Genomic DNA, 21,221 nt, shown 5'->3' with positions numbered 1-21,221 from the left:
TTTCCTCCGGCCAGGACGCCGGGGCTTTCCATGTTCCGAACGCTATGATTTCCGCATCCGCCTCTTCCCCCGACCGCAATGCCGACCTGTTCCAGCGCGCACAGGCGCTGATCCCGGGCGGCGTCAACTCGCCCGTGCGGGCCTTCAAGGCCGTGGGCGGCACGCCCCGCTTCATCGAACGCGCGCAGGGTGCCTATGTCTGGGACGCCAACGGCGACCGCTACATCGACTACGTGGGTTCTTGGGGCCCCATGATCCTCGGCCACAACCATCCGGCGGTGATCGAGGCGGTGCACAAGGCGCTGGAACAGGGCCTGTCCTTCGGTGCCCCCACCGAACGCGAGGTCGAGCTGGCCGAAGAGATCGTCCGCCTGGTTCCGTCGATCGAAATGGTGCGTTTGACCAGTTCGGGCACCGAAGCCGGCATGAGTGCCATCCGCCTGGCACGCGGCGCGACGCAGCGTCCGCGCATCGTGAAGTTCGAGGGTTGCTACCACGGCCATGCCGATGCGCTGCTGGTGAAAGCCGGCTCGGGACTGGCGACGTTCGGTACCGCGACGAGTGCGGGCGTGCCCGCCGAAGTGGTGCAGCACACGCTGGTGCTCGAGTACAACAACGTGGCTCAGCTGGACGAGGCCTTCGCCATCCACGGCCCCGAGATCGCCGGGCTCATCATCGAGCCGATCGCCGGCAACATGAACTTCGTGCGGCCCACGCCGGCCTTCATCCAGCGCTGCCGCGAGCTGTGCACGCAGCATGGCGCACTGCTCATCATCGACGAGGTGATGACGGGTTTCCGCGTGGCGCTGGGCGGGGCGCAGTCGGTGCTCAAGGTCAAACCCGACATCACGGTGCTGGGCAAGGTGATCGGCGGCGGCATGCCGCTGGCGGCTTTCGGCGCCTCGCGCGACATCATGCAGCACCTGGCTCCGCTGGGGCCGGTCTACCAGGCCGGCACGCTGTCGGGCAACCCGGTGGCCACGGCCTGCGGTCTGGCCACGCTGCGGGAGATCCAGAAACCCGGTTTCTACGAAGCCCTGGGCCAACGCACCCGCAGCCTGGTCGACGGCCTGCAGGCAGCGGCTCGCGAAGCCGGCGTGCCGCTGGTGACGGAAAGCGAAGGCGGCATGTTCGGTTTTTTCCTGCTCGACCAGTTGCCACGGAACTACACCCAGGTGATGAAGAGCGACGGGGCGCGTTTCAACACGCTGTTCCACGGACTGCTGGACCGGGGCGTGTCGATCGCGCCGGCGCTGTACGAAGCCGGATTCGTCAGTGCCGCCCACACCGCGGCCGACATCGACGCCACGCTGGACGCGGCCCGCGCGGCATTCAAGTCGGTGTGATCGCCATGCCGATGAGCGACCTGGGCCGATTGGTCTACTCTACCGATGCGGGCCGCATGTGCCCGGAATGCCGGCAGCCGGCGGCTCGATGCCGATGCCGCGAGGCCGCGCAGGCCCTGCCCGCCGGGGATGGCGTGGTGCGGGTGTCCCGGCAGACCAAGGGCCGCGGCGGCAAGGCCGTGACGGTGGTGACCGGCCTGCCCGTGCCGGTTGCCGAACTGCCCGAGTGGGGCAAGAAACTCAAGACGGCGTGCGGCAGCGGCGGAACCGTCAAGGACGGCACCATCGAGGTCCAGGGCGACCACGTGCCCCGCATCATGGCCGTGCTGCAGGCTCAGGGCTGGACGGTCAAACGATCGGGCGGATGACCGGAGCGTATCGCCGAAGACTATCCCCAGCGCCTGGGCGCAAAGCTGTGGATAAGCCGTGTTCTTCACCGTATGGATTTTTCAAGTCCTTGTCGTATATCGATTTTCCACTTATTGCCTTATTTTTGTGCAGATTTTTTCCGCTTATCCCCGTTGTCGGCGAACAACATTGTGGATAACTTGGGGCAAGTCACGTATGGATACGATAAGTCTTTGATTCGACAGGATTTTCCATAGAATGCCCAAGATTTAGGCAGCCCAGTCCGGTTCGGCTTGTCATCGGGGCATCAAAAAAGGCCGGATCGACCGGCCTTTCTGTTCGTCACCGCCAGCGAGCGGCCATCACGGCTGTGCCAGACGCACCACGCTCTCGAGGCTGCCCTTTTCGGCATCGCGTCCGTTCTTGACCGTCACATACCAGACGTTGCGGGCTTCGTCCTGCGCCAGGCTGTTGGGATGGGCCGGTGCGGCCACTGTCTGCAGCAGTTGGTAGCTGCGGCTGTCGAACAGCGTGACCGTGCCCGCGCCGCGGTTGGTCACCGCCAGGCGCTGGCGTGCCGCATCGAGCTTGAGGGCCACGGGGCCGGCACCCGTGGGCAGGCTGGCCAGGGATTTGCCGCTGTCGGCATCCAGCACGATCACGCGGTTGCCGGCACGAGGGGTGTAGCCCGGCTCGCTTTTCTGGCGGCGCTGCTGAATCTGCTCCAGTCCCTGGTCGGTGGCGAACAGGCGATTGGTGGCGCCGTCGAAGGCCAGGTTCAGCGGCTGATCGGCACCGCTGTCGAAGGTCTTGTTGACGATCAGGCCCACCGTGTCGACCACGGCGATCTCGCCCTTGAGGTTGGAGACGAACAGGCGGTTGCCGGCTGCATCGAGCGCCACGCCGGTGGCCAGTTGGCCGAGGCCGGGCACGACCTTCTCGACCTTCTGACTGCGGGTGTCGACCACGTACAGCGCGCTGTCGGCCATGCTCATGCCGGGCGCATAGAGACGGTGGCGGGCGGTGTCGAGCACGAGTTCACGGAAGCTGTGCGGCGCCTTGGCCTTGCCGTCGGCACCGACGGTCTTCTCGGCCAGCGTGATGACGTGGCTCACGCGGTTGGCCGCCGTGTCGACGACGGTGATGCTCGCCTCGCTGGAGTTGCCGACATACAGGCGGTTGGCGGCATCGTCGAGAATCACGCCGAAGCCGCGGTTGGGCAACTGGATCTCGGCCTGCACGGCCAGCGTGGCCGGGTCCAGACGCAGAATGCGGGCCGGCGCGGCATCGGCACCGAAACCGCCGGTGGAGGCCACGAACACGGCATTCTGACGAGGGCTGTAGGCCAGTTCATACAGGCCCTGGCCCACCGCACGGCGCTGCTGCGCCACGGCCGGGGCCGACACGGCACCCGGCTGCGAGGCCGAGACACCCGCAGCCGGCGTGCCGCCGGGTTGGGCGCAGGCCGCCAGCAGCGCCGCTGTGGCCAGGAGGGAGAGCGAGGATTTCCAGGGGAACATGTGTGTGCTTTCTAGGGTGAAAAAAGATCTCGGCGTGAGGGTGGATCCGGTTTGCTGCATCAGCGCGAAGGGCGCGACCGGCGCCCCTCCCGCCAGCGATCGAGGCGCATCAGAGCGATGAAGACCAGGCCGGCACCGGCCGAGGTGTGGCCGCTGTAGGCGACGAGTCCGGCCGCCCAGCCCATGGCCAGCACCGCGAGCCAGAGCGCCGACAGCAGCAGCAGCCAGCCGACCCACCGCAAGGTCCGGGTGCGCCCAGGCGGCAGTTCATGCCCCAGCACGTCCTCCTGGTGCCGCACCATGGCCATCGCCAGGCAGGCAAAGCCGCCCAGGCACAGAAAAAGAATCAGGACGTGGTCCACGAGCGTCGCGTTCATCGCCGAACTCCTGCGCCCGTCGCCAGCGGCGCGGGCTCGGCCAATGCGCGCTCGACGGCCCCCGCGACCGGTCTCGCCGCCTTGACCCGGGGCCGGTGACGCCAGGTGCGCCATGCCAGCCAGCCGTGTCCCACGGCAAACACCAGCAGCGTGGCATCGAATGTCGCGTAGACCCAGTCCCCGGCGAGCACGCTCGCGGGCAGTCCCCGATCGGTGGTCAGGGCGTTGAGCAGCGGCAACAGCGCCAGCAGCACGGCTGCCAGGCCCAGCAGCTCGACCCAGGCGCGCTTGGCCGGACGGCAGCAGGCATAAGCCAAGGTGGCGGCCCAGGCGATGAAAAAGAGATGGATTTCCCAGGCCGCCCGATCCGCCAACGACAGGGGCAGCAGGCGATTGCCCCACAGGAAAGCTGTCATGGCCACCGACAGGCCCGCGATGGAGGCGATATTGAGCCGTTCGACCAGCCGGAATCCGACATACGGCCGCTCGGGGTCGGGCAGTTTCTGGCGGCGCTTGACCGTCCACAGCACCAGGCCGGTGCCCACCATGGCGGTGCCGGCGAGACTGACCAGGAAATACAGCCATCGCGTGGTGGTATCCGCAAACCGGCCCAGGTGCAGGCCATACAGCACACCGCGTGTCTCGGCGGCACCCGAGACCTGTTCCTTGGCCTGCAGCAACTGGCCCGAGACGCCGTCGAAAAGCAGGAACTGGGGACTGAAGTCGACCCGGCCGCCCTCGGCACGCGAGACCACCACGCGCGCCTCGGTGTCGAAGGCGTTGTTGACCAGGACACGGCCGACCTGGCCGGTGCCCCAGCGCCGTTCGGCCTCGCGGACCATGGCATCGACCCGGGCCAGCGGCGCCTGAACGCCGGCCGGTTTCACGGGCGCGACATAGGCGCTGAGTTCGGCAAAGGCTTCGGTGCGGGCCTGCGGGACGGCCATGCCGCCCCAGGGCATGTACATCACCATCAGCGTGATCAGCCCGCTGTAGGTGATCATGAAATGGAAAGGCAGGCCCAGCACGGACAGCGCGCTGTGCGCGTCCAGCCAGGAGCGCTGGCCCTTGCCGCCGCGGAAGGTGAAGAAATCGGTGAAGATTTTCTTGTGCGTGATGACGCCGCTGACGATGGCGACCAGCATGAACATCGCGCAGAGCCCTGCGATCCAGCGCCCCCACATCGGCGACATGTAATGCAGGTTGAAATGAAAGGCATAGAAAAAATCGCCGCCCTGGGTGTGACGGGCCTGCACGCGTTCGCCCGTGGCCGGATCGAACGTGCCCGAGCCGTAGCCCCGCCGGCCCTGCCCCGCCTCGATCCAGTAGCCGTTGACGACCGGATTGCGTGCGGTCGGCAGCCCGATGTTCCATTGAGAGCTCGTCGGCGCGTGATGGGCGCCCATGGCGTCGACCATGCGCTGGGTGACCGCCGGCGCATCGACGGCACGGGCCGCCGACAGCTCGGGCCGCATCCAGGCCGAGATTTCCTCGCGGAAATAGCTGACCGTGCCGGTGAGGAACATGGCGTAGAGGATCCAGCCCACCAGCAGGCCGGTCCAGATGTGCAGGTCCGACATGGTCTGGCGGATGCCCGGCGGCTTGGGTTGCCGGGGCGTCCTGGCCGCTGTCCTGGCGGTAGCGGCCGCCGATTCGCCGGCTGGACGCAGGGCGGCATCCGGCGCAGTCACGGGCGGTCGACTCATGGGGCCGATCCGCCCGTGGACCACCACAATGGCAGCGCCGCAAGGCCGAGCGCGGCAGCGGCGACGACCAGACCCAGCCAGGCATGCCGGGCCGAACGGACGGCAAAGACCCAGACGACGGCACCGGCATAGGCCAGGAAGCTGAGCTGCATGCCGGCCATCATCCCGGCACCGGCCGCGCCGGGCCAGGCGGTGCAGGCCAGGGCCACCAAGGCGGCGACGGCGTACCCGCCCAGCACGGCGGCCACGATGCGGGAAACCAGGGGAGCCCAGCGCACCACGGCGCGCCCGGTGCGGTGCCACGGCCAGGCCAGGGGCCGGATGGCGTGCCAAACGAGTTGTCTTTTCATGTCGAACGGAACGGCCGGGCATGGCCCTGGCCCAGCAAGACCGGGACTGCGCGAGCCTGTGGGCAGAGGCCTCCGGCGGTGTCGTGGACGACGTGCGGGGGCTTCTGAACGGCGGTGCGGGTCACCGGTGGGTGTCGATCTGGTTCTCGGAGGCTGCAGTTTGGCGGCGGCTGTCGGCAACGGTTCGAGGCTGCGAATGATTATAAACAACAAGCCCCCGCCGGCCTCCGCAATCACCTGTTCAGGCCAAAAGCAAAAGCCCGCACGAGGCGGGCTTTTTGTACGGGTTCACCCGTCGGGCCCGATCGACCGGGCCGGATGCAGGCGCTGGCTCAATGACGGAAGTGACGCACACCGGTGAAGACCATCACCACGCCGCGCTCATTGGCGGCATCGATGACTTCCTGGTCGCGCATGCTGCCGCCGGGCTGGATGACACACGAGGCGCCGCCGTCGATCACCACGTCGAGGCCGTCGCGGAACGGGAAAAAGGCGTCGCTGGCGACGGCGGAGTCCTTGAGCGTCAGGCCGGCGTTTTCAGCCTTGATGCTGGCGATGCGGGCCGAGTCGATGCGGCTCATCTGGCCGGCGCCGACACCCAAGGTCATGCCGCCGGCGCAATAGACGATCGCGTTGCTCTTGACGAACTTGGCGACCTTCCAGGCGAACAGCAGATCGTCGAGCTGCTGCTCGCTGGGCTGGCGCTGGGTCACGACCTTGAGGTCGGCACGCGTGAGTTCGTGGTTGTCGGCCGTCTGCACCAGCAGACCGGAGCCGATGCGCTTGACGTCATGCGAGTTCTGGCCACGGGCATAGGCCGTCTGGCCGCCGCGCTGCACGCCGTCGAGCGAGATCTCGAGCACACGCACATTGGCCTTGGCCTTGAACACGGCCAGCGCCTCGGCGGTGTAGCCGGGGGCGATCAGCACTTCCACGAACTGCTTGGCCACCTGCTCGGCAGCTGCGCCGTCGAGCACGGTGTTGAAGGCGATGATGCCGCCGAAAGCCGAGGTCGAATCGGTCTTGAAGGCCTTGCCGTAGGCTTCGAGCGGGTTGGCGCCGACGGCCACGCCGCAGGGATTGGCGTGCTTGACGATGACGCAGGCCGGCACGTCGAAGCTCTTGACGCATTCCCAGGCGGCGTCGGAGTCGGCGATGTTGTTGTAGCTCAGTTCCTTGCCTTGGAGCTGGCGTGCGGTGACCAGCGAGCCGGGCGCCGGGTAGAGGTCGCGGTAGAAGGCGGCCTGCTGATGCGGGTTCTCGCCGTAGCGCAGGTCTTGCAGCTTGACGAAGCTGCTGTTGCTCTGGCCAGGAAACGCGCTCATGGCAGGCGCCTGCGCGTCGGCGGCGATCTCGGTCACACCCGAGAGGTAGTTGCTGATGGCGGCGTCGTACTGCGCGATGCGGTTGAACGCGGCGACCGAGAACGCGAACTTGGTCTTGTCGCCGAGGCGGCCATCGGCCTGCAGTTCGGCCAGCGCGACGGCGTATTGCGATGCATCGGTCAGCACGCCGACGTCTTTCCAGTTCTTGGCGGCCGAGCGCACCATGGCCGGACCACCGATGTCGATGTTCTCGATGGCATCCTCGAGCGTGCAGCCGGGCTTGGCGACGGTGGCTTCGAAGGGATAGAGGTTCACGACCAGCAGGTCGATGGGAGCGATGCCGTGCTGCTCGATCGCGGCGACGTGGGCGGGCACATCGCGGCGGGCCAGCAGGCCGCCATGGATCTTCGGATGCAGGGTCTTGACGCGGCCGTCGAGCATTTCCGGGAAACCGGTGTGGTCGGCCACTTCGGTGACGGGCAGGCCGGCGTCGGCCAGCAGCTTGGCGGTGCCGCCGGTCGAGAGGAGGTGGATGCCGAGGGCATGCAGGCCCTGGGCAAACTCGAGGATGCCGGTCTTGTCGGAGACGGAGATGAGTGCGTTCATGGTTGGCGGTCTATCGGAAAAATCGTTGGAATGGCCCACTGTCCGCCCATAGGCGAACGGCGGGGGCCCGGAATCACGGCTACTTGATCAGCTTGTGGTCGAGCAGCTTCTTGCGCAGCGTGTTGCGGTTGAGCCCCAGCCATTCGGCAGCCCGGGACTGGTTGTTGTCGGCGCGGGCCATCACCACCTCCAGCAGGGGGCGTTCGACCATGCGGGTGAGCATGTCGTGCAAACCGTGGGGTTCTTCGCCCCGCAAGTCGTCGAAATAGCCTTCCAGGCTATCGCGCACGGAATCCTCGATGTTTTTTTTGCTCATGCGCAGAGCTCCATTTTCATATCGTCCTCTTGATCTTGTGTTGGCTCTTTCAGCAAGGCCTGCTGGAGCGGCAGCCTTTCGTGACCGATTTCAAGCGCATCGAAGAAATCCCGTACCGCAGCCCACTGCAGCTTCGCCTCGTCGAGGGCATTCATGGCCTGCCGGAACGCTTCGCCACCGGGCAGCGCCCGCACATACCAGCCGATATGCTTGCGCGCGCTGCGCACGCCGGTGAATTCGCCGTAGAGCGCGTAATGTTCCTCGAGGTGCTCGAGCAGCAGGCTGCGCACATCGGCCACGCGGGGTGGCGCGAGGTGCTCGCCGTTGGCCAGGAAATGGCCGATCTCCTGGAAGATCCACGGCCGCCCCTGCGCCGCGCGCCCGACCATGAGGGCATCGGCACCGCTGGCGGCGAGCGCCAGCCGGGCCTGCTCGGGGCTGTCGATGTCGCCGTTGACCACCACCGGCACCCGCACGGCGGCCTTGACGGCCGCCACGGTGTCGTACTCGGCGCGCCCTTTGTAGCCCTGTTCGCGGGTGCGGCCATGCACGGTCAGCATCTGGATGCCGGCTGCTTCGGCGCTGCGGGCAATCGTCACGGCGTTGCGCTGGGCCGCACACCAGCCCGTGCGCATCTTCAGGGTGACAGGCACGCCGTGCGGTGCACAGGCCTGCACCACGGCCTCGACGATGGACAGGGCCAGGGCCTCGTCCTGCATGAGCGCCGAGCCGGCCCATTTGTTGCACACCTTCTTGGCCGGGCAACCCATGTTGATGTCGATGATCTGCGCACCGCGATCGACGTTGTATCGCGCGGCGTCGGCCATCTCCTGCGGCTCGGTCCCGGCGATCTGCACGGCGATGGGCGCGGATTCGCCCTCGTGGTTGGCCCGCCGCGAAGTCTTGAGGCTGTTCCACAGCTCGCGGCGCGAGGTCACCATTTCGCTCACGGCGTATCCCGCGCCCAGCCGTTTGCACAACTGGCGGAATGGCCTGTCGGTCACGCCCGCCATGGGCGCGACGAACAGGTTGTTCGGCAACAGGATGGATCCGATCTGCATGTCTGGAAGAACTGGGCACGACGGCCGCGACGGGCGGCGCCGACAGGCTTTGCTGAAAAAAGAGGCAAGAGTATAGCCGCGACACATCGGCCTCGCCCAAAACGGCGTTCCGGCTGGCTTGGCAGCAACATCATGAGCCCTATACTCGCGCCACATATGGAAGCATGGTTGAACACACTGCTGCAATGGCTGGCGCTCCCGGACGTCGGGCTCAGCACCGTCTTCGTGGTGTCGTTCGTCTCGGCCACGCTGCTGCCGCTGGGCTCCGAGCCGGCGGTCTTCGGCTTGGTCAAACTCAACCCGCACCTGCTGTGGCCGGCCATTCTGGTCGCCACCGCCGGCAATACCCTGGGCGGTGCGCTCAACTGGTGGCTGGGCTACGGCGCCCACAAGGCGGCCGACAAGTACAGCCATTCCGGGCACCACACCCGAGCCCTCAAATGGCTCGAACGCTTTGGTCCCAAGGCCTGCCTGCTGTCGTGGCTGCCGGTGGTCGGCGATCCGTTGACGGCCGTGGCCGGCTGGCTGCGGCTGTCGTTCTGGCCCTGCGTTCTCTACATGGCCATCGGCAAGTTCCTGCGCTACGTGACCATGACGATGATCCTGTTGCAGGCGTTCTGAGACGACTGCCGTTGCACGGCGACGGATGATGCCCGAACCACAAGGGTAAACCCTATACTCGCATCATCGACACGCCCCCGGTGCGTGTCGCAGCCCATTCCGCCCTCGAGGCCCATCCGGAGAGTCGCTTTGCTACCCGTCTCGCATCCGCTGCGTGAAGAACTTCACAACGAAGTCCACGCCCGCCCGCACGAGCATCTGTCGGGGCCGCTGGCGCTGACGCACTTTGCGCTTCTCACCCCGGCGCGCGAAGTCGATCCCCAGGCGGTCCGCGATCACCTGTGCGCCCTGCTGCGGGGACGCCACCTGCCGCTGCCCGCCGAAGGCGACAGCCACCTCGGCGTCGACCTGGGCGGCGTCCATCTGCGCTGGGAACAGCACACCGAGTTCCAGACCTACACCTTCCGCCGCACCCTGCCCGCCTCGCCGACAGCGTTCGACACCAGTGCCACCGCCCTGGTCCCGCACGAATGGCTGGCCCGCATGCCGGGCCAATGGCTGGTGGGCCTGCACATGCTGGTGCTGCCCGCCGAGCAATGCCCCGACGCGCTGATCGACGGCGCGCTCGATGCCAGTGCGCTCTCGGGCTCCCACCTGATGGACGGCGAGGCCCGTGTCTACACCGATTTCAGGTTGCATGCCGACGGCCTGGCCCGCATGGTGGTCGCCACGTCGCCGGACATCTCGCAAGCCCACCTGGGACGCGCGGTGCAACGCCTGCTGGAAGTGGAGACCTACCGCATGATGGCCTTGCTGGGTCTGCCGGCCGCGCGCGAGGTCTCCGCCACGCTGGCCGATGCCGAGCCCGACCTGGCACGCATTGCCAGCCGCATCCGCAGCGCCGATCGCCACAGCGAACCCGAACTGCTGCACGAGCTGACGCAACTGGCCGGCAATGTCGAGAGCCTGTATGCCAGCACGCATGCACGCTTTTCGGCCAGTGCGGCCTACTTCGAACTGGTGCAGCGCCGTATCGACGAGCTGCGCGAACAACGGCTGCAGGGTCTGCCCACCATCGGCGAGTTCATGGACCGCCGCCTGGCGCCGGCCATGCAGACCTGCACCTGGGCCGCGCGGCGCCAGCAGCAGCTCTCGGAACGCATCTCGCGCACCAGCAACCTGCTGCGCACGCGCGTGGAGATCGAGCAGCAGCAGAACAGCCAGGATCTGCTCGACACCATGAACCGGCGCCAGAAGGTGCAGATCATGCTGCAGAGTGCGGTGGAAGGGCTGTCGGTGGCCGCCATCACCTACTACGGCGCCGGACTGGTCGGCTACATGGCCAAGGGGCTCAAGGAAGCCGGCGTGCCGATCCTGCCGGATGCGGCGATCGCCGTTTCGATCCCGGTGATCGCGCTGGCGGTCTGGCGCGGCATCCGGCGGCTGCATCGGGTGGCACACCGTGCCGCAGGCGAGCGCGAAGGGTCGCTGTAAGCCCGCCAACCCCATGAGAAAAGCCTGCCGGCAGATGCCAGGCAGGCTTTTGAGTTTCGGCACAAGTACACGCCCGGGCCATGCCGGGCATGCAGGCTTATGACTCCTCGACGAAGGCTTCCTCGCGCCGCTTGCTCACTGCCGGCAAGGTCACGATGACCACCAGCAGCAAGGCGGCAGCCAGCAGGCCGGCCGAGATCGGACGCGTGGCCAGCACGCTCCAGTCGCCCCGCGACAGCAGCAGTGCACGGCGCAGGTTCTCTTCCATCATCGGGCCCAGGATCAGTCCCAGCAGCAGCGGCGCAGGTTCGCAGCCCAGCTTGTAGAACATGTACCCGACGAAACCGAACAGCGCGACCAGCCAGACATCGAAGGTGTTGTTGTTGGTGGTGTAGACACCGACCGCACAGAACAGCACGATGGCCGGGAACAGGAAGCGGTAAGGCACCGACAGCAGCTTGATCCAGATGCCGATCAGCGGCAGGTTCAGGATGATCAGCATGGCGTTGCCGATCCACATCGAGGCGATCAGGCCCCAGAACAGCTCGGGGTTGCTGGTCATCACCTGCGGGCCGGGCTGGATGTTGTGGATGGTCATGGCACCGACCATCAGCGCCATCACGGCGTTGGGCGGGATGCCCAGCGTCAGCAGCGGGATGAAGGAGGTCTGCGAACCGGCGTTATTGGCCGACTCGGGAGCCGCCACGCCGCGGATGTTGCCCTTGCCGAACGGCACTTCGCCGGGCTTGAGCTTGGTCTTCTTCTCGATCGTGTAGGCCGCAAACGAGGCCAGCAGTGCGCCGCCGCCAGGCAGGATGCCCAGGGCCGAACCGAGCAACGTGCCGCGCAGCACGGCAGGAGCCATGCGCTTGAAGTCTTCCTTGGTGGGCCACAGGCCCTGGACCTTGGCGGTGAAGACTTCGCGTTCCTCTTCGGGGCGCGACAGGTTGGCGATGATTTCGCCGTAACCGAAGATACCCATGGCGATCACGATGAAGTTGATGCCGTCGGTCAGCTCGGGAATGTCGAAAGAGTAACGTGCCACACCCGAGTTCACGTCGGTGCCCACCAGGCCCAGCAGCAGACCCAGCAGGATCATGCAGACTGCCTTGATGAGCGAGCCCGAAGCCAGAACCACGGCGCCGATCAGGCCCAGGACCATCAGCGAGAAGTACTCGGCGGGGCCGAACTTGAAGGCGATTTCAGTCAGCGGCGGCGCGAACGCAGCCAGGATGATCGTGCCCACGCAGCCCGCGAAGAACGACCCCAGGCCGGCAGCGGCCAGCGCCGGACCGGCACGACCCTTGCGGGCCATCTGGTAGCCGTCGATCACGGTCACCACCGAGGCGGACTCACCCGGCAGATTGACCAGAATGGCGGTGGTGGAGCCGCCGTACTGGGCGCCGTAGTAAATGCCGGCCAGCATGATCAGCGCCGACACGGGGGGCAGCGCGTAGGTGGCGGGCAGCAGCATGGCGATGGTCGCCACCGGGCCGATGCCGGGCAGCACGCCGATCAGCGTGCCCAGCAGGCAGCCGAGAAATGCATAGAGCAGATTGGTGGCCGTGAAGGCCACGCCAAAGCCCATCGACAGATGTTCAAACAATTCCATGATCTGGGGTCCTCAGGCGGTTCAGCCGGTGATGAAAGTGGGCCAAACCGGCATGATCAGTTTGAGCGCATAGATGAAGGCGAAGTAGCTGCCGACGGCCAGCACGGTGCCCAGCATGAGCACGCTGGGCCAGTGGAACTCGTTGCCGGCCTTGCTGGCGATGATCACCAGTGCGTAAATGCCGAGAATCAGGCCCATGGGCGGAATGCCGATGCTCGGCAGGCCGCCGAGCGCGACGCCGAACACCAGGTTGGCCACCAGGATGAAGAACACCTGACGCCAGGCCCAGCGGCCGATCTTTTCACCGTCTGCGGTCTCGACGATGAGCGCACGGAACATCACCAGCGCACCCATCAGCGCCAGCACGATGCCCAGGATCAAAGGAAAGTAGCCGGGCCCCATGCGAGCGCCCGAACCGATGGTGTAGTTCGTCGCCCCGATGGCAAATGCGCCGCCTACAACGGAAAACATCAGCCCGGCGAAGAAGTCTTTTTGACTTTTGATATTCATTTCACCAATCACCCCGAAGTTGCAAGTGGGGGCGATTCTGCCGAGGGACGCTCGTCATTTTGTTGTGGACATTACTTACGAGGGTGTTCCCTATACTGGAAAACCCGTAGTACCCCCTTCAAAAAGCTTAAGAAAATCCAGGAACTGGCCAGCGTGAATACTTGATGAGCGCTATCAATTCTAAAAAATGAAAGTGTCGCTTGCGCAAACAAAACTAAGGTTTCTCCTAATGCCGTCAGCAGGGCTCGGCAGGACCCGAAACAACAGCTTTTCAGCGTGGATCGGCGTCCTGGGCCAGGCCGGGCTCGACATCGGCCGGCTTGAAGACCCGCAGCCATTTGCGGGCAGGCAGTTTCCAGCGCTGTTCGATCAGATCGGCACGGCGCGCCAGCTCGTCGGGCGCGGGCCGCTGCACGGTGGACTGGGCCAGCACCACGGTGTTGCCTTCGCGGGTGGGCCGGAAAGCCCAGACGGCATCGGCCCCGAAAGCCTGGACGATGTGGGCCAGGCTGCGGGCATAGCTGCCGGTGCGGCCGAACAGGTTGACGGTCATGCAGCCGTCGTCGGTGAGCAAGCGGCGGCAGTCGGCATAGAAGTCCGGGCTGTCGAGCACGGGGGCGCCGGCGTCGTGGTCGTAGAGATCGACCTGGAGCGCGTCGACCTGGCCTTGCCAGGTCGGTTCGGCCACCAGTTGCCCGGCATCGGCCAGCAGCACCTGCAGGCGTTCGCCGTCGGGCGGCAGCTTGAACCAGGCGCGGCAGATCGCGACCACCTGCGGGTTGATCTCGACTGCCGTGGTGCGCATGCGCAGGCGCTTGTGGCTGAACTTGGTGAGGGCGGCGGCGCCCAGGCCCAGTTGCATGGCATGAAGCCGCGGCACGCGGGCCGGGTCGGCGAACAGCAGCCAGGCCATCATGCGCTGCACATAGTCGAGGTCGATGTCGAACGGGGCATCGAGACGCATCGAGCCCTGCACCCAGGGCGTGCCGAGGTGCAGGTAACGGGCCTGCCCGTCTTCGGAAATCGTCACCTCGGGCAACGCGCTCACCGCGCCGACGGCGGCTCGGCCGGTGCGACGCGGGGCCGATGCAGCCAGGCCGTCGAGGGTGCGGGTGCGGCGCGATGCGGCCGGTGGAGGGGCCGATGCGCGAGCCGATGCAGTCGTCGTGGCGGAGTTGCCGCGGCCGTCGTCACGCGCGCGGCGCGGGCGCGAGGTCTTTTCTATCATCCATCAATCCATAGAGCCGAAACACGTCCTGCCAGGCCGTCAGCTTGCGCTCGAAGCTCCAGCTGGCATTGGCCGGGCTGGTCGAGGGCAGACGGTGGACAGGAACGCCCAGGGCAGCACTGTAGCGTGCATGGCGATGGCTTTCCCCGCCGTTGTGCGCCACGGCGCGCAAGCCGGGGCACAGTCGGCGAAGGCCGGCGAGATCGTTGACCTCGGGCGAGCGGATCGCCGAGTCCAGGCTGCCGGTGCGTTCGCAAGAGGCGTACACGTCCCACAGACCCAGTCCATGGGCCTGCAGCACGGCCAGGCGCTGCGTGTAGCCGGCTTGCCGCAGGGCCTGGGAGTCGCCCAGCCAGGTGGCGGCGACGATTTTCCAGAACGCGTTCTGGGGATGACCGTAATACTGCTGCGCGGCCAGCGAAGCCGCACCGGGGAAGCTGCCCAGCACCAGCAGCCGTGTGCCGTGCCCGACGACCGGCGCCAGGCCGGTGAGCCGGACGGGCTCGGACTCGGCGGCGGCGATCGGCAGGTCCCCCAGCCCGTTCTCCCCTCTGCTCATCGCTGGACGGGGTCGTGATCGGCAGCGCCCACGACATTGCGCGGGCCTTCGTCGATGCGCTCGAGCTCGACGACGCCGACATCCACACTGAACAGGAAGTAGCCCGTGCTGGTCCGGAAGTCGTCGTCGGGATCGGGTTGTGTGCCCGGCTCGACCCGGCAGATGGCGGCGAACGCGGAAGCCGCGCAGCGCGGCTTGGCGCTGGCCACCTGGCCGGCGAACATGGCTTCGTAATCGGCACGCTGGAAAGCACGCAACTGCTGCGGACCATCCGTGGCCCCGCTCTGGCTCAGCAACCAGTGGCTACCGGCCCGGCGCACCTCGAGCAGAGGCGTCTCGCCGCCCGGGTCGCCGGCGACAGGGGGACGCTTGAGACGGTACATGCCGCTCAGCAGATCGGGCCCAGGCGACACAGCCGGCCCCTTATGGCGATTGGGATGGGCACTCACGCTGGCCGACGTGGTCTGCGCCAGGGATTGGCGCTGGACTTCGGCCGCAGCCGGCACCCCGTGCCAAAGTGCCGCAGCAGCCAGCCAGGCCGCCATCCAGCGCCGCCAGGGGGTGGCGCGGGTGTCGGCACGGAAAGCGGTGTTCGGAGCACGACGCGGCTTGCACCTGCGCAGGCCAAGCTCGCCCGCGCGGCGCAAGCGGGCTGCGACCCGGGCAGCCGAGCGGACGCGGCGGCGGACGGCCAGGACGACGTGAGACACGGGGACGGTACGCCGTTCGGCAATGCGGGAAGTCGGGCGGGACAGGCTCATGGCGGGCTTTCAGGAAGAGTGGCGAGCCGGACGAATCAGGCCGCCCTGCAGCGGCGGCGACGGGCAGGCGGCGGCGACCGCACCCATGCCAGAACATGGATAAATTCTGGCATGGGCGACCCGGGCCCCGCTGTCAGCGGGCGCGCCATCCCACAGAAACAAAGCTACTGGGACGAGAGCAAACCTTCCAGCCTGGGCATGGCTGAAATCGCATTATCCCAGGCTATTCTCTGCAATGCCTCGAGCGGCAGACTGCGCAGATCCGCCACACATTGCGCGATGCGCGGGAGCTCGGCCGGCGTGTTGCGGCCCTGCGGCTGGCCATCGGCCCGTTGTTCCGCCGTGCGGTACAGCCAGTGCGGCGGCATGTCGGGCGCATCGGTCTCCAGAACCAGGCATGCGGCCGGCATCTCGCGCGCCAGAAGACGCAGTTGCCGGGCCCGGTCGAAGGTCGCCGCGCCCCCGAATCCCAGCTTGAAACCCATCGCGACGAAATGATCGGCCTGCTGCCGGCTGCCATTGAAGGCGTGGGCGATGCCGCCCGGAACCTCGATCTGGCGCAGGCTCTGGCGCACGGCATCGACCGAACGCCGGGTGTGCAGCAGCACCGGGAGTTGGTGTTTGCGCGCCAGCTTGAGCTGGGCCCGGAAAAAATGGAGCTGGCGTTCACGCAGCGGCGGACGCTGCAGGGCCGGTACGAAAAAATCCAGACCGATCTCGCCGACGGCCACCAGACGGGGATCGTCCCGCCACTGCGTCAGCGCGGCATCGAGCCGTTCGAGATCGCCCTCTTGGGCATGCGCGACGAACAAGGGGTGAATGCCCAGCGCATAGGCGTCGCCCAGACGGTGCGCCAGGGCGCGTGCGCCCTCGAAATGATCGGCGGCGACAGCAGGCAGCACGCACAGGCGCACGCCGCGTTCGGCAGCCAGGGCCCGGACGACGTCGATGTCGTGCGCGAGCTCGGGGGCGTCGAGATGGCAATGGGTGTCGATCCACAAAGGCAAGGTCATGCGCGCTCAGGAAAAGTTGAGAGAGCCGGCCCCGTCTTGCGGCACGGCCGTCAATCGTTGTGTTCGTCGTGCGCGCCGGCGCTCCCGGCACGCCAGTATCCCGCAGCTTTGATCCACTTGGGATTGTGGCCCCGCGAGTCGACCAGATGGCCGCGCAGGGTCTTCGCCACACTGGATTCGGCGGCGATCCAGACGTGCACGTCACCGGCCGGCCAAGCGGCATGCGCGAGCACATCCAGAAACCGGCCGGCATCGCTGGCAGGCGCGCCGTCGCGGTGCAGCCACTGCAGATCGACACCGGGCCGGACCGGCAGCTCGACCTGGCTGTCGGGGCCGTCGACATCAGCCAATACCAGAACCGGTGCGTCGGCGGGCAGTTCCGCGAGCCGGCGCTCGATGGCCGGCAGCGCCGTGTCGTCGCCGATCAGCACATACCCGTCGAAGGTCATCGGCAGCACGAACGAACCTCGCGGGCCGCCCACGCCCAGTACGTCGCCGGGCCGAGCCTGTTCGGCCCAGCGCGTGGCGGGGCCGGCCTCGTGCAGGGCAAAGGCCAGTTCCAGGGTCCGGGCCTGAGCGTCGTAGCCCAGCGGCGTGTAGTCACGCGAGACGGGCCGCGGGCCCTCGGGCCAGATCAGGCCGTCGGGACCGGCCTGCGGCATCACCAGTTCGCCGGTCGCGGGGTCGGGGAAAAAGAGCTTGACGTGGTCGTCGAAGCCCGCGCTGGTGAAGCCCTCGAGCGCATCGCCGCCGACGGTGATGCGGATCATCTGGGCCGAGGTGCGCCGGGTGCTCAGCACCGTGAGGCGCCTGAAGCGCAGTTCGTGGCGCACGCGCACGGGCAGCCGGGCGGAATCGGAAACGGGCGCGGCGGATGGGGAAACAGGGTTGTGTGTCATCTCAAAGGCTTTCGATGTCTTGGGCCGCAGCATCGAGCACCCGGGCAAAGGCCCGGATCTGCTGCGCGTCGAGCGGTCCGCGCGCCAGGCGCATATGGACCGCCATCTTGAAATTGGCCACCGCACGCTCGATCTGGGGCGGTCTTTCGTGGGGCTCGCTCACCACGGCGGCCATGCGGGCGTGCAGGGCATCCAGGGCGGCGCGGTTGTCGGCCAGATAAGCCTGACCTTGGGGGGTGATCTGGAAACGTTTGCGGCTGGCGCGTCCGGGCAACTCGCCGGCGGCTTCACTCGCGCTGGGGGCGATGAAATCGAGCTCCTCCAGCCAAGTCAGCGTGGGGTAGAGCACCCCGGCGCTGGGGCTGTAGCGGCCCTGCAGGCGGTCCTCCACGGCCTTGATGAGTTCGTAGCCATGGCTGGGCTTGTCGGCAATCAGATGCAGCAGCACCAGCCGCAGGCCGCCATGGCCGAACACGCGGCGTCCCAGTCGCGAGCCGCCGCCATGCGGCGTATCGGCAGGGGCATCCCAGGGGCGGGCATCGGAGGATGAAGGCAGCGGACTCATTTCAGGGGGACTTTCTTCAGGCTGCTGCATCGGCTCGGCGCGATCGAGGGCGCTACACCCGAAGTGGGCACCCCTGCAGCTTTCAGCGATTGTTTTGATCCAATTTAGATATAACTAAATCATATCGAAGATCAGACGAAATTTCACGTTCCCCGATTTGCCCCCAAGGCGTCCGAGGTCTTGTGTGGGACAATCCGGCCTCACTTCCTATCCCTATGTCTGCTGGTCAACTCCAACTCTTCCTGCCGTGCGCAGGCGGCGTCGAGCCTTTGCTCGCCGCCGAAGTCCAACGTATCTGCGGCGCCGAGCCCCATGTCCTGCGGGGCGGCGTGCTCGTGCAGGCCTCGTGGCGCGATGCGATGATGCTCAACCTGCACAGCCGCCTTGCGCAGCGGGTGCTGATTCAACTGGCCCGCGCGCCCTACCAGGGCGAACAGGATTTGTACAACGTGGCCTCGGAAGTCGCCTGGGAGATCTGGTTCACGCCCAAACAGACTTTCAAGATCGAGATCACGGCCCAGCACAGCCCGCTCAAGAGCCTGAATTTCGCGGCGCTCAAGATCAAGGATGCGGTGGTCGATCGTTTCCGCGACAAGCAAGGCGTGCGCCCCAGCATCGACACCCACTGGCCCGACGTACGTCTCTACACGCACCTGACCAACGACCGGGTGACGCTGTACATCGACACCTCGGGCGAGCCGCTCTTCAAGCGCGGCTGGCGCGAGGACAAGGGCGACGCGCCGCTCAAGGAAACGCTGGCCGCAGCCATGCTGGCCGCCAGCGGCTGGACGCCCGAGCAGCCGCTCTACGATCCGTGCTGCGGCAGCGGCACCATCGTGATCGAAGCGGCCCTGATGGCCGCCAACATGGCCCCGGGCATGCTGCGCAAGTTCGGTTTCGAGAAGCTCCTGCCCTATCAGGCACACGTGTTCGAAGCCATCTACAACCAGGCGCGGGCGGCCGAGAAACCGCCCACCGAGCTGCAGGTGTTCGGCAGCGACGTCTCGCACCGCATGGTCGACTTTGCCCAGCGCAATGCCGAACGTGCCGGCGTGGCCGGTTTCATCAAGCTGCGGGGCGGCGACGCGCTGCAGCGCATGCCCCCCACCGACGCACCCGGCGTGCTGCTGCTCAATCCGCCCTATGGCGAACGCATTGCCGTGGGCGGTTTTGCCGGTGCCGGCGGCGGACGTGGCCCCCGGGCGCCCATGGGCCGTGAATCGGCGCAGATGCAGGACGGCGACGACAGCGATTTCTTCGAGCGCCTGGCCAGTCACTGGAAAAAGAACTACACCGGCTGGACCGCCTGGCTGCTGACACCCGACCTCAAGCTGCCGGGCCGCATGCGCCTCAAGGAATCGCGTCGCGTGCCGATGTGGAACGGCCCGATCGAGTGCCGCATGTTCCGCTTCGACCTGGTCGCCGGTTCGTCGCGGCGCAAGCCCGCCGAGTCGGGCCCGGCCACGGACGCAACACCGCAGCAACAGCCCACGCCGCATGGCGGCGATACCGCGGCCGGCCTGCCACGCCCATGAGCTCGCCGCCGCTGATCGTGATCGACACCAACGTGGTGCTCGATCTGTTCATCTTCTCGGATACGCAGGCCCGGCCCTTGCGCACGGCACTCGAGGCCGGGCAGTTCAGTTGGATGGCGACCGAGTCGATGCGCACCGAGCTCGAACGGGTGCTGGCCTACACCCACCTGCTGCCCCGCATGGCGTTCTACCGCCTGCAGGCGCAGGACGTGCTCGACGCGTTCGACCGGCATTGCCGCATCGTGCCCGTGGCGCCTTCGGTGCCGGTGGTCTGCAAGGACCGCGACGACCAGAAGTTCATCGATCTGGCCGTTCAGCACCGCAGCCTGCTGCTCAGCAAGGACCGCGCCGTGCTCAAGCTTCGCCGGCGACTCGAGAAGCTGGGCGTTCACACCGCGCCCGCCCTGGCGATGCTGCCCGGTTACGCCGCGCCCGCAGTGCCGGCCGGCGAGCCTCAGCAGACGCTCGGGCCTCAGGCTGCGGCCGCCGTGAACGCATCGGCATAGAACGCCGCATCGGCCAGCCCCTGCGACACCAGCAGGGCGCGGGCCCCGGCCACCATGACCGGCGATCCACAGGCATAGGCCACGTGGTCGGACAGATCGGAAAAATCCTCGCACACCGCCTGCTGCACATGGCCGCGCCGGCCGTGCCAGTGGGCAGGCGCGCGCGACAGCACGGGCTCGTAGCGAAACCAGGGGTGCTGCTGCGCCCATTGCAGGCACAGGGCGTGCAGGTACAGATCGGCGGGCACACGGCCGCCCCAATACAGCGTGACGGGACGCCGCGTGACGCCGGCGATGCAGGCTTCGATCAGCGCCTTCACCGGCGCCAGGCCCGTGCCTGTCGCCAGCAGCAGCAAGGGCCGGCCGGCGATGTGGGGCGCCTGGACATCGACCGTGCCGAAGGGACCTTCGAGCCGCAGCACGTCGCGCGGCTTGAGGCGACCGAACACCTGGCCGGTGAACAGGCCGCCGGGGCGGTGCCGGATGTGCAGTTCCAGCGTGCCGTCCGGCTGCGGTGCGTTGGCGAGCGAGTAGCTGCGGCGCACCCCGCGCGCGAGCAGCACGTCGACGTACTGGCCCGGCCGAAACGCCAGGGCCTGGCCGGCCGGCGGCGTCAGGCGCAGCACCATCACATCGGCGGCGACCGGCTCCATCGCACCGACCCGCACCGGCAGGCGGGTGACGGGCAGCGCTGCGTCGAGCTCACGGCAGGCCAGGGTCACGTCGCCGAGCGGCCGGGCGCGGCACAACAGCACGGATCGTTGCGGATCGGCGGATGCACTGTCCTCGCCGTCGGCATCGGGTCGCAGATCGCCCGCCAGCCACTGTGCGCGGCACGACAGACAGGCGCCCGTCTTGCATTGATGAGGCAGCACGACACCGTGGCGCAAGGCACCGTCGAGCACGGTCTCGCCCGGCGTGCAATCGAACTGGCGGCCCGAGGGCTGCAGGGTGATGCGGTACAGGGCTGAAGAAACGTCGGCAACGGAAGACATGGCGGCAGGCTCGGGCGAAGGCATACGG

General features: G+C 67.2%; 22 protein-coding genes. 6 read left to right on the top strand and 16 right to left on the bottom strand.

Annotated elements, in window-relative coordinates:
* The first annotated feature begins 44 nt into the window (after positions 1 to 44).
* Complete coding sequence (gene hemL, locus EC845_RS19645) at positions 45 to 1,346, top strand: glutamate-1-semialdehyde 2,1-aminomutase (protein WP_123299822.1); 1,302 nt, start codon at positions 45 to 47, stop codon at positions 1,344 to 1,346.
* A gap of 5 nt (positions 1,347 to 1,351) precedes the next feature.
* Entirely contained in the window at positions 1,352 to 1,714 is a 363-nt protein-coding gene (locus EC845_RS19640) for a translation initiation factor Sui1 (protein ID WP_123299862.1), read from the top strand.
* 342 nt (positions 1,715 to 2,056) lie between these two features.
* On the opposite strand, the gene EC845_RS19635 is transcribed toward EC845_RS19640, so the two are convergent.
* The 7 genes from EC845_RS19635 to dusB form a co-directional block, all read right to left on the bottom strand.
* Complete coding sequence (locus tag EC845_RS19635) at positions 2,057 to 3,214, bottom strand: YncE family protein (protein WP_123299821.1); 1,158 nt, start codon at positions 3,212 to 3,214, stop codon at positions 2,057 to 2,059.
* A gap of 59 nt (positions 3,215 to 3,273) precedes the next feature.
* Positions 3,274 to 3,591 carry a DUF3325 domain-containing protein gene (locus EC845_RS19630; RefSeq protein WP_123299820.1) on the bottom strand — a complete coding sequence of 106 codons (318 nt, stop codon included), beginning with the start codon at positions 3,589 to 3,591 and terminating at the stop codon, positions 3,274 to 3,276.
* Positions 3,588 to 5,297, bottom strand: a complete 1,710-nt coding sequence (locus EC845_RS19625) for a PepSY domain-containing protein (RefSeq protein WP_123299819.1) — start codon at positions 5,295 to 5,297, stop codon at positions 3,588 to 3,590. Before EC845_RS19625 ends, EC845_RS19630 begins: the two co-directional genes overlap by 4 nt.
* Entirely contained in the window at positions 5,294 to 5,647 is a 354-nt protein-coding gene (locus tag EC845_RS19620) for a DUF3649 domain-containing protein (protein WP_123299818.1), read from the bottom strand. The genes EC845_RS19625 and EC845_RS19620 overlap by 4 nt, the downstream gene beginning before the upstream one ends.
* A 332-nt stretch (positions 5,648 to 5,979) precedes the next feature.
* Positions 5,980 to 7,578 (bottom strand): bifunctional phosphoribosylaminoimidazolecarboxamide formyltransferase/IMP cyclohydrolase, encoded by a 1,599-nt coding sequence (gene purH, locus EC845_RS19610; protein WP_123299816.1) that lies wholly within the window; start codon positions 7,576 to 7,578, stop codon positions 5,980 to 5,982.
* Positions 7,579 to 7,657: 79 nt separating this feature from the next.
* On the bottom strand, positions 7,658 to 7,894 hold the full coding sequence (locus EC845_RS19605) for a helix-turn-helix domain-containing protein (RefSeq protein WP_123299815.1): 237 nt from the start codon (positions 7,892 to 7,894) through the stop codon (positions 7,658 to 7,660).
* Positions 7,891 to 8,955 carry a tRNA dihydrouridine synthase DusB gene (gene dusB, locus EC845_RS19600; protein ID WP_123299814.1) on the bottom strand — a complete coding sequence of 355 codons (1,065 nt, stop codon included), beginning with the start codon at positions 8,953 to 8,955 and terminating at the stop codon, positions 7,891 to 7,893. The genes EC845_RS19605 and dusB overlap by 4 nt, the downstream gene beginning before the upstream one ends.
* Positions 8,956 to 9,111: 156 nt before the next feature.
* Between dusB and EC845_RS19595 the strand changes: the two genes are divergently transcribed.
* The gene (locus tag EC845_RS19595) at positions 9,112 to 9,576 is read left to right on the top strand and encodes a YqaA family protein (RefSeq protein ID WP_123299813.1); all 465 of its coding nucleotides are present in this window, start codon (positions 9,112 to 9,114) and stop codon (positions 9,574 to 9,576) included.
* A 129-nt stretch (positions 9,577 to 9,705) separates the two neighbouring features.
* Complete coding sequence (locus EC845_RS19590) at positions 9,706 to 11,010, top strand: DUF3422 family protein (RefSeq protein WP_123299812.1); 1,305 nt, start codon at positions 9,706 to 9,708, stop codon at positions 11,008 to 11,010.
* A gap of 97 nt (positions 11,011 to 11,107) precedes the next feature.
* Here EC845_RS19590 and EC845_RS19585 read toward each other — a convergent pair whose 3' ends face one another.
* The 8 genes from EC845_RS19585 to EC845_RS19550 form a co-directional block, all read right to left on the bottom strand.
* Entirely contained in the window at positions 11,108 to 12,622 is a 1,515-nt protein-coding gene (locus EC845_RS19585; protein WP_123299811.1) for a tripartite tricarboxylate transporter permease, read from the bottom strand.
* Between the two features lie 21 nt (positions 12,623 to 12,643).
* A complete protein-coding gene (locus EC845_RS19580) occupies positions 12,644 to 13,132 on the bottom strand; it encodes a tripartite tricarboxylate transporter TctB family protein (RefSeq protein WP_123299810.1) in 489 nt (162 codons plus the stop codon).
* Between the two features lie 271 nt (positions 13,133 to 13,403).
* A complete protein-coding gene (locus EC845_RS19575) occupies positions 13,404 to 14,360 on the bottom strand; it encodes a spermidine synthase (protein ID WP_233598180.1) in 957 nt (318 codons plus the stop codon).
* Complete coding sequence (locus EC845_RS19570; protein ID WP_123299809.1) at positions 14,323 to 14,919, bottom strand: DNA-deoxyinosine glycosylase; 597 nt, start codon at positions 14,917 to 14,919, stop codon at positions 14,323 to 14,325. The genes EC845_RS19575 and EC845_RS19570 overlap by 38 nt, the downstream gene beginning before the upstream one ends.
* The gene (locus EC845_RS19565) at positions 14,916 to 15,680 is read right to left on the bottom strand and encodes a hypothetical protein (RefSeq protein ID WP_123299808.1); all 765 of its coding nucleotides are present in this window, start codon (positions 15,678 to 15,680) and stop codon (positions 14,916 to 14,918) included. The genes EC845_RS19570 and EC845_RS19565 overlap by 4 nt, the downstream gene beginning before the upstream one ends.
* 164 nt (positions 15,681 to 15,844) lie before the next feature.
* A complete protein-coding gene (locus EC845_RS19560; RefSeq protein ID WP_123299860.1) occupies positions 15,845 to 16,687 on the bottom strand; it encodes a TatD family hydrolase in 843 nt (280 codons plus the stop codon).
* Positions 16,688 to 16,743: 56 nt separating this feature from the next.
* Positions 16,744 to 17,592, bottom strand: coding sequence for a siderophore-interacting protein (locus EC845_RS19555; protein ID WP_123299807.1), 849 nt, complete (start codon positions 17,590 to 17,592; stop codon positions 16,744 to 16,746).
* A gap of 1 nt (position 17,593) precedes the next feature.
* Positions 17,594 to 18,157: a PadR family transcriptional regulator gene (locus EC845_RS19550; protein ID WP_123299806.1), complete on the bottom strand. Its 564-nt coding sequence runs from the start codon at positions 18,155 to 18,157 to the stop codon at positions 17,594 to 17,596.
* A gap of 215 nt (positions 18,158 to 18,372) precedes the next feature.
* Here EC845_RS19550 and EC845_RS19545 point away from each other — a divergent pair, with 215 nt between their 5' ends.
* The gene (locus EC845_RS19545; RefSeq protein ID WP_123299805.1) at positions 18,373 to 19,692 is read left to right on the top strand and encodes a class I SAM-dependent RNA methyltransferase; all 1,320 of its coding nucleotides are present in this window, start codon (positions 18,373 to 18,375) and stop codon (positions 19,690 to 19,692) included.
* Entirely contained in the window at positions 19,689 to 20,198 is a 510-nt protein-coding gene (locus tag EC845_RS19540; protein WP_123299804.1) for a putative toxin-antitoxin system toxin component, PIN family, read from the top strand. The genes EC845_RS19545 and EC845_RS19540 overlap by 4 nt, the downstream gene beginning before the upstream one ends.
* Here EC845_RS19540 and EC845_RS19535 read toward each other — a convergent pair.
* Entirely contained in the window at positions 20,165 to 21,193 is a 1,029-nt protein-coding gene (locus EC845_RS19535; RefSeq protein ID WP_123299859.1) for an FAD-binding oxidoreductase, read from the bottom strand. The two genes, EC845_RS19540 and EC845_RS19535, sit on opposite strands and share 34 nt — an antisense overlap.
* Positions 21,194 to 21,221: the final 28 nt, after the last annotated feature.

It is taken from the genome of Comamonas sp. BIGb0124, from assembly GCF_003752175.1.
Lineage (GTDB): Bacteria > Pseudomonadota > Gammaproteobacteria > Burkholderiales > Burkholderiaceae_C > Comamonas_F.
Note: the sequence above shows the minus strand (reverse complement) of the source record. Positions and strands in the feature narration are given on the sequence as shown.

Excerpts from the sequence above, each read along its gene's own strand:
- hemL (WP_123299822.1), top strand. The coding sequence starts at position 45 with ATGATTTCCGCATCCGCCTCTTCCCCCGACCGCAATGCCGACCTGTTC.
- EC845_RS19640 (WP_123299862.1), top strand. The coding sequence starts at position 1,352 with ATGCCGATGAGCGACCTGGGCCGATTGGTCTACTCTACCGATGCGGGC.
- EC845_RS19635 (WP_123299821.1), bottom strand. The coding sequence starts at position 3,214 with ATGTTCCCCTGGAAATCCTCGCTCTCCCTCCTGGCCACAGCGGCGCTG.
- EC845_RS19630 (WP_123299820.1), bottom strand. The coding sequence starts at position 3,591 with ATGAACGCGACGCTCGTGGACCACGTCCTGATTCTTTTTCTGTGCCTG.
- EC845_RS19625 (WP_123299819.1), bottom strand. The coding sequence starts at position 5,297 with ATGAGTCGACCGCCCGTGACTGCGCCGGATGCCGCCCTGCGTCCAGCC.
- EC845_RS19620 (WP_123299818.1), bottom strand. The coding sequence starts at position 5,647 with ATGAAAAGACAACTCGTTTGGCACGCCATCCGGCCCCTGGCCTGGCCG.
- purH (WP_123299816.1), bottom strand. The coding sequence starts at position 7,578 with ATGAACGCACTCATCTCCGTCTCCGACAAGACCGGCATCCTCGAGTTT.
- EC845_RS19605 (WP_123299815.1), bottom strand. The coding sequence starts at position 7,894 with ATGAGCAAAAAAAACATCGAGGATTCCGTGCGCGATAGCCTGGAAGGC.
- dusB (WP_123299814.1), bottom strand. The coding sequence starts at position 8,955 with ATGCAGATCGGATCCATCCTGTTGCCGAACAACCTGTTCGTCGCGCCC.
- EC845_RS19595 (WP_123299813.1), top strand. The coding sequence starts at position 9,112 with ATGGAAGCATGGTTGAACACACTGCTGCAATGGCTGGCGCTCCCGGAC.
- EC845_RS19585 (WP_123299811.1), bottom strand. The coding sequence starts at position 12,622 with ATGGAATTGTTTGAACATCTGTCGATGGGCTTTGGCGTGGCCTTCACG.
- EC845_RS19580 (WP_123299810.1), bottom strand. The coding sequence starts at position 13,132 with ATGAATATCAAAAGTCAAAAAGACTTCTTCGCCGGGCTGATGTTTTCC.
- EC845_RS19575 (WP_233598180.1), bottom strand. The coding sequence starts at position 14,360 with ATGATAGAAAAGACCTCGCGCCCGCGCCGCGCGCGTGACGACGGCCGC.
- EC845_RS19570 (WP_123299809.1), bottom strand. The coding sequence starts at position 14,919 with ATGAGCAGAGGGGAGAACGGGCTGGGGGACCTGCCGATCGCCGCCGCC.
- EC845_RS19565 (WP_123299808.1), bottom strand. The coding sequence starts at position 15,680 with ATGAGCCTGTCCCGCCCGACTTCCCGCATTGCCGAACGGCGTACCGTC.
- EC845_RS19555 (WP_123299807.1), bottom strand. The coding sequence starts at position 17,592 with ATGACACACAACCCTGTTTCCCCATCCGCCGCGCCCGTTTCCGATTCC.
- EC845_RS19550 (WP_123299806.1), bottom strand. The coding sequence starts at position 18,157 with ATGAGTCCGCTGCCTTCATCCTCCGATGCCCGCCCCTGGGATGCCCCT.
- EC845_RS19545 (WP_123299805.1), top strand. The coding sequence starts at position 18,373 with ATGTCTGCTGGTCAACTCCAACTCTTCCTGCCGTGCGCAGGCGGCGTC.
- EC845_RS19540 (WP_123299804.1), top strand. The coding sequence starts at position 19,689 with ATGAGCTCGCCGCCGCTGATCGTGATCGACACCAACGTGGTGCTCGAT.
- EC845_RS19535 (WP_123299859.1), bottom strand. The coding sequence starts at position 21,193 with ATGTCTTCCGTTGCCGACGTTTCTTCAGCCCTGTACCGCATCACCCTG.